Below are 15,916 nucleotides of genomic sequence, written 5' to 3' on the forward strand. Positions count from 1 at the left end.
GTGAATAGTCAAGCTATTTGGCAGGGGGTGCTGGGTGAAATTGAAGTTTCAATTCCACCGTCGTCATTTTCGACTTGGTTTAAATCGACTGAGCTTGACATTATCTCCGATAACGAGGTGGCTGTCCTGTCACCCAACCCTTTCGTGTTGACACAACTAGAGAAACGCTATTATCAGCGCATCGCTGACGGTTTGAAACGAAATGGCCTTGCGGTCTCGACGATTCATTTTCGACCAAAAAAGGTGGCTACTCGGAGACAACGCCTCAATCGCGATGAACCAAATTCAGCGGCGGCCGACCAACCGATCATCAAGCAGTCTAAAAAATCAGCAACCAACCTCAACCCACGCTACACCTTTGACAACTTTATCGTTGGCTCAAGTAATGATCTGGCGCACGCCGCCTGTCAAGCAATCGCTGCTAATCCTGGCACCAAATACAATCCGCTCTATTTGTATGGCGGTTCGGGGCTTGGTAAAACCCATTTGATGCAGGCCGTTGGTAACGAGATTATTAAGCGCCAACCCTCCGCCCGCGTGTTATATACTACCACCGAGACCTTTGTGAGTGAATTCCTCGACTCAATTCGCTTCAAGAAAAAAGGATTTTCCGACAAGTATCGTAACGTCGATGTCCTGATCGTTGACGATATGCAGTTTATCGCCAATAAGGAAAAAACTCAGGACGAGTTCTTTCACACTTTTAACGACCTACACCAAAACGACAAGCAGATCATCATCAGCTCTGACAAGCCGCCAAAAAGCATCCCTACCCTGACCGACCGCCTGCGCAGTCGCTTTGAGTGGGGCATGACGATTGACGTGCAGATGCCTGATTATGAAACTCGCTGCGCTATCGTTACCGCCAAGGCTGGCCTGAGCAATATTGAATTATCCGCCGACGTTATCGAATATCTCGCCACCAATTTCAAGACCAATATCCGCGAACTTGAGGGGGCGCTCAATCAGCTCCTCGCCTACGCCGAAATGCAAAACATCACGCCCGACGCCGAAACCGCCGAGGGGCTGCTCGGTAATATCAAGCGCTCTCGCCCGCAACATATCACCGCCAAGCAAATTATCGACAAAACTGCTCGCCACTTTGGTGTCGAGGTAAAAGATGTGTGTTCGCCAAAGCGCGATAAATACATCATGCAGCCACGCCAAATTGCCATGTACCTGCTGCGCAGCGAGCTCAAGATGAGCTTTCCAAAAATCGCCCAGGAGCTTGGCCGCAAAGACCACACCACCGCCATTCATTCGGTTGACAAAATTAGCAAGGAGATGCTCATCAGCGTCAATGTTCGTGAACAAATTAACGACATCCGGGACAAGCTCTATGTGTAAAACCTGGGTAAAACGTGTGCGTAACCAGCGACAAACTTGTGAACGACTATCCACTAATCTAGTTGTCATCAAATGGGCCAAGCAGCATCACGTGGACAATCAGCGTCTTGTCCACGACACCATACCCAGCAAATCCACCGTCTTTTCCACCGACACAATGCTACTACCACCCCTATATGAACACAATCTTTACCCAGTTTCCACAGTACCTATTATTACTAACTACTGAATAAAAATAAGAAAAGGATTATAATAAGAATATGAAGCTCACCGTCACCCAAGAAAACCTCGCCAAAGCCCTCGCTAGCGTTGGGCGCATCGCCGCTAGTCGTAACGAACTAGCGATACTGAACAATATTTTACTACGAACAGATGGCTCTCGGCTGGTCGTAGCGGCAACGAATCTGGAGGTCGCCTCCACTCAGTATGTTGGCGCTAAGGTCGAGAAGCCCGGCTCGATAACTATCCCAGCCCGACTGGTGAGCGAATTCGTCGCCAGCCTACCGAGTGGTACGGTCGAATTGGAGGTCAAGGACGAGCACCTACACCTGACCGCAGACAGGTTTTCGTCAGTTATCAATGGCGTCGTGGCGGATGAGTTTCCAGAGCTACCGACAGTGGACGAGAAGACGGCAGTGCGACTGGATATGAGTGCGGATGAGCTAAAAAAGGCAGTTTCGCAAACCATTATCGCGACGTCTAGTGATGCCACGCGGGCAGTGTTGACTGGTGTGTATTGGCATACCTACAACAGTGAGTTGTATCTAGCGGCCACGGACGGTTATCGGTTGGCGGAGAAGCGGCTGATGAAGTTTGATGGCGAAATTACAGCTATCGTGCCAGCATCAACACTCCAGGAAGTGCTGCGGAGCCTCGATACCGAAACAAGTGACGTAAGTTTGTTTTTTGATGAAACGCAGGTCGGGTTTCGGACGGATCATTTAGAGATCGTGAGTCGGCTGATCGACGGTAAGTTTCCCGACTATCGTCAACTGATTCCTAAACTCGCCGAGACCGAGGTGGTAATTAAAAAAGCCGATTTCCTGCGCATCACCAAGGTTGCCAGCCTCTTTGCGCGCGAGTCCGGTGGTGGTATCACCCTCAAGGCTAGTCACGAGCAGGCGCTATTATCAATCCATTCAATCGCTTCGGAGCTTGGCGAGAATACCTCTGAGGCCAGCGCCGAGGTGTCGAGCGACGGCGAAATTACGCTTAATTCTCGCTATCTGATCGAGTCACTTGGCGCTACTGATGGCGAGACTGTTACCTTCTCGTTTAACGGCAAACTGTCGCCATGTGTCATCCGCGAGCAGACCCCTACGCCAGATTGTATGCATATTGTTATGCCGTTGAAGCGCTAGGTTAGTTAAGTGATCGACCGTCTTGAGTAATGGTAATTCGTCGATTATTATCGTAATCAATAGTGACGTTGTAGGCTAATTTATCCTCGACGGTAATAGTAAATGATAGTGTATTTTTTCCTGTTGATGTATCGCGTGTAATATTTTTTATCGTTGTTTGCGTGGCGATGCGCGATAGCCTATGGTCATAAGAATAATCACTCATGATTAGCTTTTCAATGTAGTCAGTGTCATTGCCGGTTAGCTGGTCGGACAAAGAGTTGTCATACTGGTCTTTTTCACCACCCCAGTTTATGACTAAGTACGGGCTTCGTAGTCCACGCATTCGCGAAAAGTCATCATTACAGCCAAAATAACCGTATATTAGCTGATCAGTTGGTAGACATGAAACGGTTGTGCCATATTGATACTGAGCATCATCGTCAAGATTGGTCTTTTGTGACCACGTATATTCAACGAGATACGACTGCTGTAGGCTTTTAATATCAACAATGAAGTTAACAGTGTGGATATCTTTTGCTTGATCATGAGTTTGCTTAAACGACCCGTCGCGGATAAGGATGTCTTTGATGGAGTTGTTTGGTAAATCACCCGTGTAGTTGTTGCGGATGGTAGTATATAATGCGTGACGAATTGTTTCGAGGGTTTTAGCGTCGGTCGGTTTACCATTTGTATATGTACTGAGATTTTCGATATGCATTTCTCCACCAAGAGGGTTGCGTAGCAGTAGTATATAAGCAACCGTAGTGATAATAACAACACCAATAAACCCCAAGATAATGAAAATTAGTTTTTTATTATAGTGCAACATTACCGCCACCTCTACTTGTATTTGCTCCAACATAGCTCGCCACTGCTGACATATCAACTTCTGGGTAGGCAAACTCATCCGGAAGATGTCCGAGCCAAGTTTTTGGATCATTAACCTTACCCGTAAGGATAAATCCAGATCCGCCACCTCGTTGCGTGCCATCACCGCGGCCCTTACCTGAATTACCACAACTTGCGTGGCCAACGATGACATTATCGCCCTGAATGCCGAGGACAACTCCGGTGTGACCATAGCGTCCACCAGACCAACTAAACACAGCGCCGACTTTTGGTGTTTTACCGGTCGGTAGCTTTCGAGCATTTCTTAAGTGCTTAACAACGTGTTCGCCATTACCTGTGGTGCCGAGGTTTTTTGTTGAAGTAAATTTTTCAAGGAAGAATACAGAGAACGACACACAGTTTGATCCCCCACCATTACAAGTATTCCACAAGTAGTCACCCATAGCTTTGCGGCTTTCATTATTTTTATTTTCGCCGTAATTCATCATGAATTTCTTCGCTTGCTCTTCGTTGAGACCGCCTTCGGAGATGGTGCCGCCTCCACCTCCACTACCGTCACTACAGTTAGTGGCAGCACCAGAAGCGGCAGCGGCCGCGCTAGACGGATCTGGTTCCCAACTCATAGCTTTCATGGTATAAGCTACGCGAACTATAGTCTGTGGAATGCCAGCACCAAAAAATTTCTTTACCATAATAACAGCAGCAGCTGCGGCGTTGCCTGATGCTACCATCTCAGCTAACACGTTTTTACGTGAAGTTGGTGCAAGGTTCTGGAGTTGCCACCAGACGATAGCTAGTTGCACCTCGAGACTGGTAACATCACCCTGGACGCCAGCCTGCTGTTGCCAGTAGAGGACGGCTACGCCAGGGTCCCATTGGGCGATTCCCCAGGCATCGCCCATACCAGCCGGTTTACTCGGGTTCCACGGGTGATACTTACCGCCGGCCTTGAGCGGATTTGGCTCGGAGCCTTTATTTTGACGAAGAATTGGGTTACCTTTTGACTCCTGATATAAATTACCAACGATTGCTGCTGCAACAAACTTTGGCGCACCTTTGGATATAAAGTAATTAAATGCTTTCTTTAGATTATCTTCGCCGACTAGCTCGCCTGCCGCCCCACTCGCTGACTGTGCGGCATTTGGTGAACAGTTTGTATCCTCAGAATTATTGCTAAAAAGAATGTTGTTGTCTTCAAATGTTGCCCGCAGCTGATCGGTATTTAACTCGGCAAATACTGGTGAACTCCCAAAAAGAAGCGAAATGATTGATATAATAACAGCGACTCTTTGAAAGGCTAATTTTCGTTCCATAATTTTCTCGCTCGCTCTCTTGCGTTATCTGGTAATGTGTTACCGCTGGTTGTCTGCCACGCCTCTTTGCCGGTTGAGTATGCGATGAGCTGCAAATTGCCGCGATCATCTTTCTTTAATATGACATATAATGTGCGCGATGGATTGGTAGTTGCAACATTGGCGGCAATTGCTTTCAGAAAAATCCACTCATTTTCGAAGTCAATTTTTTCGAGAAATGTTTGTCGCGGTGTTGTCGCAACTCGCAGGTTGGTAAAAGCAGCGGAGGCTGATTCGCGCAACGTTTTTTCTGGGATTGTGAGATTTTTGGTTGGTCCTGGATTTAATGGGGTGTTGTTGCGGATAACAACTAGGATAATGACGATTATCAGTGCAATCGCTGCAATACATAGCCCAGCCATAATCGTCAACGATCGCCTATCGTCACGTGGCTGCTGGGAGTAATAATTCATGCTATCTATCATAACGCTACTGGCTCCCCACTTACGGTTCGAATGGTGACGGCGTTATCCGCGATAGTGAACTGTACAGCATACGCGGCGGTGTTCTTAACGGTTACAGTGAATGATATTACCTTTTCGTTAAAAACCACATTAGTAATTGTCCCAGACACAAGGGTATCAGAGGTCGCATGTTTACTTACGTAGTGGCGAAGAATCGCTGCAACGAGCGAATTTTGGATGTCGTCACTGATGAATGCAGCCAGTGTTTTATTGGCACTATTCTTCGTATCCCACCCACTGAGGACTAACTGCTGTGTGGTCGGCTGGCCACTGCCGCCGGTTGGTCCCTCGTACTGCCCACCTCCCGACCGAGTAGAGCTATCATTAGACGACTGCGGCGGAGTCGACGGGTTGGTGGGTGGTAGCAGCAGAATGACGACAATGATTGAGGCGGAGAGTATGATGAATGATAACGTAGCAATAATTGCTGTTTTGTGTGCTAAAAGAAACTCTCTCACGATGACCGCCCTCCAACTTTTTTCGGTCCAGTGATTACCCACATACCTGTTGTGCCATCTTCTTCTTCATCATTTTTACCCTTATCTGCCTTTTCACCAAAGTGGAATTCGCTCGCCGCAAAACCAGCTTTATTTTCGGTGTTGGAGCGCTTATTCGGGTCACCAACGAGGAACTTACCGTCAGTAGTCTTTCCGCGAATAAACATAATGTGACCACCCTGGATAAACGGTGTTTTCCCACCAACCGATATGAGAACCAGGCCACCTTCGGACAGGCCTTTTGAGGCGTTTTCGGCATTTGGCTGAACTTTCTTGATCGTAATACCGAACTTATCCTTAAACAGCTGAGCTTTGCTTTCCCATATCCAATTCGAACCACAACGTCCACCGCCTCTCTGGCCATCGTTTTGGTAGAAAAACTCGGCCATTTTTTCTGGATCAACGGTTGTATTGCCGATAGTCGAGACAATAGCAGCCATAGAGGTTGGCGCGCAGCCACACTCACCAATATTACCAATGCCGTATTTTTTATTCTTCCACGGCTCTTCTGACTGATAGTACATCTTAATTTGATCGAGATTTTCGCCGGTTTGGGAGTTTGAGGCGTTATTAGACTGATTACTACCGACAAGCTCCTCGTCGTCTTCGCCGTTAATGGAATTTTGAATCTGATAATCCATCAAGAAGACGGAGATGGCAGCGAGAGCTTTGCCATCGGCAGTATCAACTGAACCAAAGTCGGTGTCAGCACTTGTCTTGCCGTTTTCACCTTCGACAACAGGACGATAACCGCCACTGGAGAGTTTGCCAGTACTTTGCCTGGTACTAGATTCATCGAGAACGCAGCCGGTCATATTGGTCGAGTATTCTGCTGAGCTGACATCGCTACAAGATTCAATAAACGATTTTAGCGGCGTATTGTCTTTTATATATCCTTTACTGACCAATGCCTCAATGTCGTCTTCTTTTTCTATATCAACACTTTCATCAATCCACCCAGCCTTTGCCAGGATCTCTCGTGCCTCCTCAACACCCATATCGTCCTGCTGTTTAGTGAAGCCCGTACACCCAGCGCCGGCAAAGTTCACTGCCGGGGTAACGTCGCGGCCATTAACCTCGGACTTTAAGCCAAAGTCTTCGGCATAACCACAGTAATTTGCCGAGTAGTTATCGCTCGCGTTGGCGGCGGTTCCAAATGAAAGCGCCATTGCTGGGAGGCGGATAATATTAGAGAAGATTGAAGCAAAAGAATTATTGTAACTGCCAGATTGGAGCATCATCTGACGTAAGTTAAAGGTAAGGCTACCAAGGAATGTGTGGCGGCTGGAGGTGTCGAATGGGCTGAGCGAGGCGAGGTCGTATTCACGTTGTTGTCGCTCGTTAGCGAGACGAACTTGATTAAAACTAGAGAGGCCTTTTTTAGATAATACCGGCAGATGTTTTGCTGAATTTGCTGCTGCAAAAAATGCACCAGCCGATGTTCCGAGCATATCGCCGAATTCTTTACCTTTAGCATTTGCAATGTCATTATCACCAACGATGGCCTTGAATATCGCTTGAACAGCTGCACTTGTAGCCGCTTTGGTTATCTCGCCTATGATAACGGAAGTAATTTGGGAGATTGCAAAATTACCTACCGCCTTAACGATACCACCAATAAGTGTTGGTGCGGCTATAGCCGTAGCTGCTGCATCGACAGCCATAGCAGAATACATAGCCTGATCACTCATGATGACGTTGCACGCGCCCTTGGTGGCATCTTTGTATTGATACATTGCTTGGATGGCTGGGTGGCGACGAACCTTAAGCCCGGGGGCAAACTTTTCAGATAGCGGAACTTTATTTTTATTGACACCCATAGCGGAGAGCAGAAGTGGTGAATCAAGAGCCGACTCGGCTTTGCCATTGCTGCCTTTGTGGCGAGAGGTCAACATTGTACCAACGAATTCCATACCGGCAGCAGTCATTGCGAAACGCGGATCAAGGCCTGAAGCTTTTTGTTGTGATCCCGGCGAGAGAACCATGTTGGCTATTGGTGGAATAAGTGCTGCCATTTGCGCTCCGGCAACACCTCCAACAACAAAATCAGGTATGTGTCCGGCGATACAGGCGCCTGTTGCGAGGGTATAGGCCGAACCAGCACGCCGCGCACGCTTTAGTTTTTTATCGGCATGTGCTTTGGCTTTGTTGCCCGACTCTTCAATGTCTGATTGGTTTATTTTATCATCAGCACGGTATTCTTCGGATGGGGTCTTCTTTTTTTCACCGTCAGAGCCTGTTGAGCCTTGATTTTGTCGGTTATTCTTTTTGTTTTCTTCGGCCCATGTGGCCGCTCCTCCGTTTCGTTTTATACGCTTAAACTTACTAAAGAACTTTTTGGCGAGATATTTACTTGACCAGACACGAAACCGCATATTAAATGCACCCGATCGACCAAGAACCTTGGCGGCAAGGCCGCGGTTTTCTTTAGCGCTTAAAAAACCAGGCAAGTCTTGAGCCTTGATGTGTTTGCCGTCAACAATAAATTTTTCGGGGTTACCATCGGGGTAGCCAAATCTTTTCAGGTTAAGCGGTTTGCCTTTAGCGTCGGCCGCTACAACACCGTACTTTGCGAGACGCCGTAAACCTTTATTTGAAATGGTGCCGGCCTTGCATTTCATCTTTTTACTATTGCAAACGCCGGGCTTTGTTATCATGTTTGCTAGGTTTTTTGCGAGGCGTCGTTCAGAGACAACCGAGCTAGAGTCATTACCAAGAGTTAGGTTCTCCATAATATTGATGAGCATTGATGCTGGGCCAAACACTGAAGCCAGCAGACCTCCGCCAACACCGAATAGTACCATCAAACCAGCAATACCGCCGCGTTTTTTAGCAAGAGCGATGAGCTTAGCGGCTTGACTTTTGGGCATAGTTCGATTAGAATTTCCCGGTTGATAAAAACCGCTTTGTGGTCCTTGATTTGTAGCACTATTCTCTTTGTCTGTTATTTTTTGTGCGGCATCTTCAATATTGGTATCTCGATTCGCCTGGTAGCCGAACTGGTTGGCATCAAGACTGTCATCCCTCAAACCGGCCTCTATCTGGTCAAGTGCTGCCTGCTCACCAGCATTCAGTCGCTCCGATGAATCATCATGTAGCTCAAACGGATTTGCTCGCCCATCAGCATCGGAGTCGGTCGTGGTGTCAAATCGTGGCGGTCTTGTTTTTGTTGCCATATGCCTCCAATTATACTACACTGCCCCGTACCCGCCGAGCGGCGTTTCTGATGGTAGTTGATGTCGAGAGATCGGCGAGGTGTTGATGAGTTCGTATTCGGTGTCGCTGGCCTGAATCTGGATGTGAACGTGGTTTTGTCCGGCAAAGAATAACCCTTGGCCCACGGGGAAATTGGCGAGGCGTTTTTGCTCTTCCTCGGTTAGTTTGAAGACACTGGAAAGGACATCAACGGCGCTGGTTGACTGCTTGAGCAGCAGCTGCATCGACGAGTTAGCGACGATGGCTCGGCCCATCTTGCTACCCATAAAGTCCTCGACGTCCTGGGTGATGGTCGTGAGACCGAGCTGGTATTTGCGGGCACGCTTGGCGAGAGAAAACAGGAAGTTAGCCGAGTCGTCGTAGCGCATCAGCTGCCAGGCCTCATCGACGATCAACATGCGCCGTTTTTGGTCGGTACGCGTAATGTTCCAGATGTGATTCAGCACAATATACATAGCGATCGGCCGCAGCTCGTCCTCGAGGTCGCGGATATTAAAGACCACCATGGTGTTATTGATATCAATATTTGACTGCTGGCTAAAGATACCAGCGAACGTACCGGAGGTAAACTTGCGCAGCCGCTGAGCGAGGCTTGGCCCGGTGCCACCCATGTGAAGCAGCGTATCGTAGAGGTCGGCAATGGTTGGTGGTGTCGAATGGTGGGTCAACGGGTCGGCGGTGATGCCGACGCGGGCGTAGGTGTCGATCAGCGCCTGGTCAATATCAGCCTCCTCGGCAGCCGTCAGTCCAGCGATAATCTGCCCGCCGGCTGTCGTCTGTGAGCCGCCCAGCATCTGTCGCAACAACCCGTGCAGCGTCACCAAGTTCGCCCTCAGTGCATCGTCCGCCTCATCAGTATCAATCACTCGCGGCAGATCAAACGGATTGATGCGGGTATCGCTGTTGAGGCTGAGTCGAATGTAGCTACCACCAACGGCGTCGGACAGCTTCTGGTATTCGTTTTCTGGGTCGATAATCACAATGTCCGAGCCGAGCATCATGCTGCGCAGTGCCTCCAGCTTGACCGTGAACGACTTACCGGCACCAGACTTAGCGAACACTACCATGTTGGCATTCTCGAGGGAAAAGCGGTCAAAAATCACCAAGCCGTTATTATGCATATTAATACCATATAGCACACCCTTGCCGTCAGTTAGATCGGCCGAGGTAAACGGAAAGCTGGTAGAAATGGCGCCGGTATTCATGTTGCGGCGAACCTGGAGCTGGTCGGTCAGCTGCGGAATGGTGCTATTGAGGCCCTGCTCTTGTTGGGCCGAGGCAACCTTAGAGAACACCAGCTGCTGGCCAAAAATTGTCTCGATCTTGTGCTGGATAAAGTTGAGTTCATCAATACTGTCGGCATAAATCGTGATGTAAAGGCCGAAGCGGAAGAACTTTTCCGAGCCGATCTGTAGCTGATTGCGCAGCTCCTCGGCGTCCTGTAATGCCGCTTCCATCGCTGGGTCGCGCACCTTGCCCTTCTCGGAATTGATGCTAAGGCTGGCCTCGAGCTGAGTCACTTTCTTGCGCAGGTTGTTGAGCACCACCTGGGTATCAACCGGGTAAATGAACATACTGATATCCAGCACCTCGTCGATGTTGATCACCGAGCTGAGCCAACCGGTATATAGCTCGCGTGGATACCCGTAGACGTACATGGTGCGGCCGTACTTTGAGCCGAGGCGGAAATGGTCAGACTTGAGCTCGAGGCTGCTTGGGGCAATAAAATCGCGCAAGGTCCTCACGCCGGTGAGAAATGCTTGCTCAACCTCGGCCTGCTCGCGAGCCCGCTGTTGGGCGGCGATATCAATGGCGTCTAGCTTCTTTTTCCTAGCCATGTCGTACTCCTCCATATCCATGTGGCGATTCGCCTCGTCCCTTGCGAACATAGGTCGTTGCTAGTTCATCGGCGCCGACACTCAACGGTTGTTGCGGTGCCACGTCAGGGTTGTATGAACTGTAGAATAATTCGCCCAGCTGTTTGGTATTAAGCTGCGAACTCTTTACGCCCATCTGAAACAGCCCACTCATTACTGAATCAACTCGGTTCTTAATTTCATCCTTGGCCTTCTCGTAGGCGGTCTGCTCGATCTTGGTGACGACATTGTCTTTCTTGCCACCAAAAAAGCTATCGAACAGACCCTTGGCCTGCTGCTTGATAACTTGCATATCGCCGCTTTGATAATACGGTACAACGATATAAAAATCTTTATCCATAATATTGGCCTCTTGGGCAAGGACGTCGATAAAGTTGATGTAATCGTCCATCAGCACATTCAGAAGCATATTGTCTTGGTTACGGCGAATGTCAACGAGGCGGTCGATGTATGGTCCGATGTCGACGCGTCGTGAGCGAATGAGCACTTGAACCGGAAAATATAACGAGTTAAGGAAGTTTTGGTAGCTAAATTCAATTCCCTCCCGCTCGCGACCACTCATCAAGTCAAAGTTAATCGACTGACACTGGATGACTGCCCGAAAGCTGCCGTCATTCATGATAATCATGTTCTCGCGCATCTCAGAAAATAGCAGCGTATTCTGGGCGCTGGTCGGGCCTTTTTGTTGAGGTTTTGCCTGGCTAGTCGGCTGCTTGGTGGGCTGTTGCGGGGCTGGCTGTGGCTGGTTGGACTCGGGTACGGGCGGCAAGTTGGGGGTTGGTTGTGCCGCGGGTTGCGTGCTTGGCGTCGGCTGGGTTAGTGCTTGTGTTTGCGATTGCGATGGTGGCAGCGGGCTGAATTGATCAGGAAACTGAGCGTACGGTGAGGTTGGTTCTGCGGAGACTGGGTCAGGCCCAGAGGCAATGACCCCTGGCATGGTCGGCGGATTTGACGGTGCACCAAACTGTGGTGCAGTGGCTGCATCTGGTGGATAGTGATATGGTTGCTGTTGCTGATCTGGTTGCATAGACATCCCACCTAGTGAAGCGAAATCACGACTTCCTTATCATGTTCTTTTTGGATGCGACCGGCCTCTCGTTGGAGCGAGGCGACCGATAGATCGCTGTGATTACGCGCTAAGTCCATTATAGCAGGCGAGACGGGTGCTGTGCTAGGGGGCGTCTGGTCGGCGTGGGCCGTCGCGGTCGTCTGCTCGCTGATGGGCGTGATGATGGACTGCTGCATAGTTGGATAGGGGTCGAAGGTCGAGGGTTGCGGCGAGAGGGCTTGGTCGTCTTGGGTAGTCGGGGTGGTTTGGGCTCGCTGCATTTGCTGGACGATGTCATCATGACGCTTTTCGTCGGCCCGCTCAATGAGTGTTTCAAAGGCGCGGGCTGTCTTACTGCTTGGATCAAGCGGGTCTTGGGCAGTCTGGGCCTCGTTGTACCAATCCGCCTGCATCGAGCTGTTCATCACCGAGCTGTTTGGATTATCGACACCGCGCACCGACCAACCGTGCGTGTCCACCAGTGTCGCCAGATACGACAGCCGGCGATTGACCTCGGCCTGGTCATACCCCTTGCCGTATTGCTTTTCCTCAACCCGCGGGGCGATCACCTCGACCATTCGCTCAATGCCATCGGCTCGCCACAGTCGTTGTTTGGGTTTGAGGATGAACGAAATAACCGCTGCGAGGTAAACCTCCATCGGCTGATCCTTGCGCAGCGGCAAGGCTAACGCTCCGAAAAACAGTGCAACCGGCACCGGGATAATCGCCAGCGGCGGCAGCACCGAGAACAGTCCCCACGCCAGCGCAACCATGCCGATCGCGACGATCAAGAAAATAAACTGCTTGAAACTAAACGGCCCGAGCAGCTTGTCTTCAGCTTCCACATCCTGAGGAACTTTGTAGACGGCCATTAGGTATTATTATAGCAGATTTTGAATGCCTTTGAGGGCGTCTTCTTGCTCGCCGCTATATCGCCCAGCGTAGTTTCGGTGTGTGAGAATAGTGGTGATACTCTTGTTAAGCTTTTTCTTTGCCTCAGGGGTTAACTGTGCAGCAATATTGTACTTTTGCATCATATCAAGCGTATCCTCAAGGAACACCGCGTCACTTGCCAGGGCCTTATCAGCGCTTAGCTTACCTTTCTCAAAGGCTTTTATCATATTGCGCACCTTGAAGGCGTCACCGGTATCCTTGATAGCATTGGCCTGTATATCAACACACTCTGATCCACCTAGCCACCATGGTCGTGCACTATTGTTTTTCAGCGCAACACCAAGCTCCTGAGCGAGGTCGTCTGTTAGGTTGTTCATCTGCACGTTGCTGAGCATATCGAGTAGTGGTTTAGCACCACGACTGCTTGCGATCTTGCGACCAGCCGCATTCCTGATATCGTCGGTTGCTGGGATATTGCCAACAGCATTGCCACCGATGAGGCTTACTGTATCGGCATCGCTCACATTGCTGCCGTTAAGGATAGCAGTAGCGTTCTTAACCGATTCCTCATAGGCAGCACTCACTGTTTGAGCAGCAGCGGCAGCAGCGCGCCGTGATCCAAGGTCATCACTCATACCTGGAATTGATGCATAGTAGGCGTCCTCAATACCACCGGCAGCTGATCGAAGTGCTGCGCCGGTATCTTCATCACGCATGGCGCGGGCGAACTGATCATTAAGGACACGATCGATACCACTCTTACGCAAACCTTGAACCGCTAGAGTTTGATGTGAATCACGTGCTCGTTGTATAGCTTCTTGGACTGCGGTGTTATCGGCAACACCTTCCGGCAACTCCCCGTGTCCAGTTTGAAGCGCCGTAAAGCGATTGTCGAGCACCTGTTTCTCAGCATCAACCATCTGACGAATGGACCGTGATTGGAAATCCTGAATGATAGCCGCCTGGTTGGTGCTTTGATGTGCGTTCCATGCCGACTGCAGCTTCCCTTCGACAATATTTTTATCTTCTCCAACAGAGCGCCTGAACTGATCAATCTTAGCATAGGAATCAGTCCCCTTTCGTATAACATCAGATTGATCTTGCAACTCTTTGAGCCTATCCTTACGATTTTGTGATGACTGCGCCAGCCTGCGTCGCCATGCCGTTGGGGTAAATTTGCTGTCTGGACGTTTGTTGAGTTTTTTGTGTTTCGTAATCTCGCTTTGCTCTTTTGCCCAGTTCTTAGATCGGTCGAATAATCCCTTACTGCGGTCGTTGACGAGACCGGTGAATTTGCCAAGGAGTCCGCCGCCCAACTTAATCATCAACGGCGTTAGGGCGAGTGGCGCGATCTGGACCGCCATACCGAGGATATACATCACTGCCCCGTTCGGACCCGCGGCGTTTTGCATAATGACTGAGCCCGCCAGCTGTGCCCCACCGAAGGCTGCCGCAAACCCCGGGAAGAATATCAACATCGTCAAGAAGATATCCTTCCACTTATCAAACCACTTTTCTGTGCCTGGCAACAAGTAAGCCACAAAAGCCAGCGGTGAAATGATGATCAAAATAACAATTAACGCCTGACGGGCGGCCATAATGATAACAACGAGAAGAATAACGAGTCCAATGCCACACAAAAGCGGCACAATAAAAGGAAGCAGCTCGGCCCGCATGACGATTCCCGCAGCCAGTGCCGCACCGCCAGCAGCACCTCCCAAAATCTGGAAAGTGACCTCTTGCCAGGTCATTGGTTCAGACGCTGGCGCAGATCCGCCCAGGGTGGCGACCGTGTTACGAATATTCATGAACATGTCCTGGAGCGCACTTCCGGCGATATTTGATAGGTCGAGGAGGATGGCGCAGACGTGGAACGACAAATTAACTAGTATCGCCGCGACAATCAACCGAGGCAACATCTTTTTGATGCCATAATTGGAGATGCCCATAGAAGTAACTTGTGAATAAATAATGACTATGAACATGATGATAAAGATACCGTTGGCAATGTTGCGAACGATATTCCAAGCCAGAAAGATGCCACTAGTCTGATTGCCCGTCTGAAGTGGTGGCACCACGAGGAAGCTTTTGAGCACCCCAAACATCCAGTCGATGGAGCTAGCTAACCACGCCGAAACAGGACAAAGGATCCAGCCGATGCCGCCAGCAACCTCACACGAAGACGCAGAGTTTTGGCTCGGTGGGTCAATTGATAGTGTGGTCGATTCTTTTTTTGTGTAAGTGTTTGGCGCAGTGTACGTGAATGTCGTTAGGGACACCGAGGTCATCGATCCGAGGTCGCCTGTTGACGGAAAGTGAATGATGCGAACGTCTTGATTATTGGCTACAGTTTTCTTTGACATGTAGACCACTTGGTCAGACCCTAAGTTAAGGGCCTTTAGTTTGTCGACGTCGGAAACTCGCTCAAATGTCTCGTTGTCGTAAGATATTTTGCTACTATCCCACTTTGCGTCCGCCGCCAACGCCTGGCCCGAGGTTACGACCGTACTCAAAAAAACACTGACTAGGAGGCCCACCGCCAGCAATATAAACCGTTGCAACCATCGCATCGACGATCGCCCTTGTGAACGTAACCACTCCATTACCGACAATGGTAGCATTTTTACAGAGAAAAGTCAATAGTTTTTAGCTGGCGGTAGGTGGATTGCTGTTTCGATTATTGCGATTATTTTGATTATTTGGCGGTGCTGAAGGCGGGGATTGTGGTGGAGCTGGCCCTCTGCCTGTTCCGGCGACGAATGTTCGTCCCGTTGGGGTGTCTGACGGAATTGCTTCGGTAATATTGTTTGATGGTGCAGTATCGTGAGGTATTCTGATCTCATTAGTTCCTGTGCCGCCGTTTCGTATATTCTCAAACTCGGCACGAGTGCTGCCTGATATTGAAGTATTAATGCGCTTATTATCCAGCACTGAGGCTGCCCGTTCGGCAGAAATACCAACCATCCTCTGGCCTCCCTTGGTAAACTCGGTTTCACCAGCAATCTTAACTGCACCAGATGCCTGTCGTG

11 protein-coding genes are annotated in these 15,916 nt (G+C 49.7%); 2 read left to right on the forward strand and 9 right to left on the reverse strand.

Features of this window, described 5'->3' with window-relative positions:
* Both dnaA and dnaN read left to right on the forward strand, forming a co-directional pair.
* Window positions 1-1,347, forward strand: coding sequence for a chromosomal replication initiator protein DnaA (gene dnaA / locus FBF27_00005; GenBank protein ID QJU08822.1), 1,347 nt, complete (start codon window positions 1-3; stop codon window positions 1,345-1,347).
* A 260-nt stretch (window positions 1,348-1,607) separates the two neighbouring features.
* A complete protein-coding gene (dnaN, locus tag FBF27_00010; protein QJU08823.1) occupies window positions 1,608-2,708 on the forward strand; it encodes a DNA polymerase III subunit beta in 1,101 nt (366 codons plus the stop codon).
* 1 nt (window position 2,709) lies between these two features.
* Here dnaN and FBF27_00015 read toward each other — a convergent pair whose 3' ends face one another.
* From FBF27_00015 to FBF27_00055, 9 genes are all read right to left on the reverse strand, one after another.
* Window positions 2,710-3,519 carry a hypothetical protein gene (locus FBF27_00015; protein ID QJU08824.1) on the reverse strand — a complete coding sequence of 270 codons (810 nt, stop codon included), beginning with the start codon at window positions 3,517-3,519 and terminating at the stop codon, window positions 2,710-2,712.
* Window positions 3,506-4,852, reverse strand: coding sequence for a CHAP domain-containing protein (locus tag FBF27_00020; GenBank protein ID QJU08825.1), 1,347 nt, complete (start codon window positions 4,850-4,852; stop codon window positions 3,506-3,508). The genes FBF27_00015 and FBF27_00020 overlap by 14 nt, the downstream gene beginning before the upstream one ends.
* Window positions 4,837-5,304, reverse strand: coding sequence for a hypothetical protein (locus FBF27_00025; GenBank protein QJU08826.1), 468 nt, complete (start codon window positions 5,302-5,304; stop codon window positions 4,837-4,839). The genes FBF27_00020 and FBF27_00025 overlap by 16 nt, the downstream gene beginning before the upstream one ends.
* 8 nt (window positions 5,305-5,312) lie before the next feature.
* A complete protein-coding gene (locus FBF27_00030) occupies window positions 5,313-5,813 on the reverse strand; it encodes a hypothetical protein (protein ID QJU08827.1) in 501 nt (166 codons plus the stop codon).
* The gene (locus tag FBF27_00035) at window positions 5,810-9,028 is read right to left on the reverse strand and encodes a hypothetical protein (protein QJU08828.1); all 3,219 of its coding nucleotides are present in this window, start codon (window positions 9,026-9,028) and stop codon (window positions 5,810-5,812) included. Before FBF27_00035 ends, FBF27_00030 begins: the two co-directional genes overlap by 4 nt.
* 15 nt (window positions 9,029-9,043) lie before the next feature.
* Entirely contained in the window at window positions 9,044-10,906 is a 1,863-nt protein-coding gene (locus FBF27_00040) for a DUF87 domain-containing protein (GenBank protein QJU08829.1), read from the reverse strand.
* Window positions 10,899-11,336: a hypothetical protein gene (locus tag FBF27_00045; GenBank protein QJU09642.1), complete on the reverse strand. Its 438-nt coding sequence runs from the start codon at window positions 11,334-11,336 to the stop codon at window positions 10,899-10,901. The genes FBF27_00040 and FBF27_00045 overlap by 8 nt, the downstream gene beginning before the upstream one ends.
* Window positions 11,337-11,983: 647 nt before the next feature.
* Window positions 11,984-12,865: a PrgI family protein gene (locus FBF27_00050; protein ID QJU08830.1), complete on the reverse strand. Its 882-nt coding sequence runs from the start codon at window positions 12,863-12,865 to the stop codon at window positions 11,984-11,986.
* A 9-nt stretch (window positions 12,866-12,874) separates the two neighbouring features.
* Window positions 12,875-15,490, reverse strand: coding sequence for a hypothetical protein (locus FBF27_00055; protein QJU08831.1), 2,616 nt, complete (start codon window positions 15,488-15,490; stop codon window positions 12,875-12,877).
* Window positions 15,491-15,916 lie beyond the last annotated feature (426 nt).

The sequence above is a fragment of the Candidatus Saccharibacteria bacterium oral taxon 488 genome (assembly GCA_013100805.1).
Classification (GTDB): Bacteria; Patescibacteriota; Saccharimonadia; order Saccharimonadales; family Saccharimonadaceae; genus Nanosynbacter.

Excerpts from the sequence above, each read along its gene's own strand:
- dnaN (QJU08823.1), top strand. The coding sequence starts at position 1,608 with ATGAAGCTCACCGTCACCCAAGAAAACCTCGCCAAAGCCCTCGCTAGC.
- FBF27_00015 (QJU08824.1), bottom strand. The coding sequence starts at position 3,519 with ATGTTGCACTATAATAAAAAACTAATTTTCATTATCTTGGGGTTTATT.
- FBF27_00020 (QJU08825.1), bottom strand. The coding sequence starts at position 4,852 with ATGGAACGAAAATTAGCCTTTCAAAGAGTCGCTGTTATTATATCAATC.
- FBF27_00025 (QJU08826.1), bottom strand. The coding sequence starts at position 5,304 with ATGAATTATTACTCCCAGCAGCCACGTGACGATAGGCGATCGTTGACG.
- FBF27_00035 (QJU08828.1), bottom strand. The coding sequence starts at position 9,028 with ATGGCAACAAAAACAAGACCGCCACGATTTGACACCACGACCGACTCC.
- FBF27_00040 (QJU08829.1), bottom strand. The coding sequence starts at position 10,906 with ATGGCTAGGAAAAAGAAGCTAGACGCCATTGATATCGCCGCCCAACAG.
- FBF27_00045 (QJU09642.1), bottom strand. The coding sequence starts at position 11,336 with ATGGACGATTACATCAACTTTATCGACGTCCTTGCCCAAGAGGCCAAT.
- FBF27_00050 (QJU08830.1), bottom strand. The coding sequence starts at position 12,865 with ATGGCCGTCTACAAAGTTCCTCAGGATGTGGAAGCTGAAGACAAGCTG.
- FBF27_00055 (QJU08831.1), bottom strand. The coding sequence starts at position 15,490 with ATGGAGTGGTTACGTTCACAAGGGCGATCGTCGATGCGATGGTTGCAA.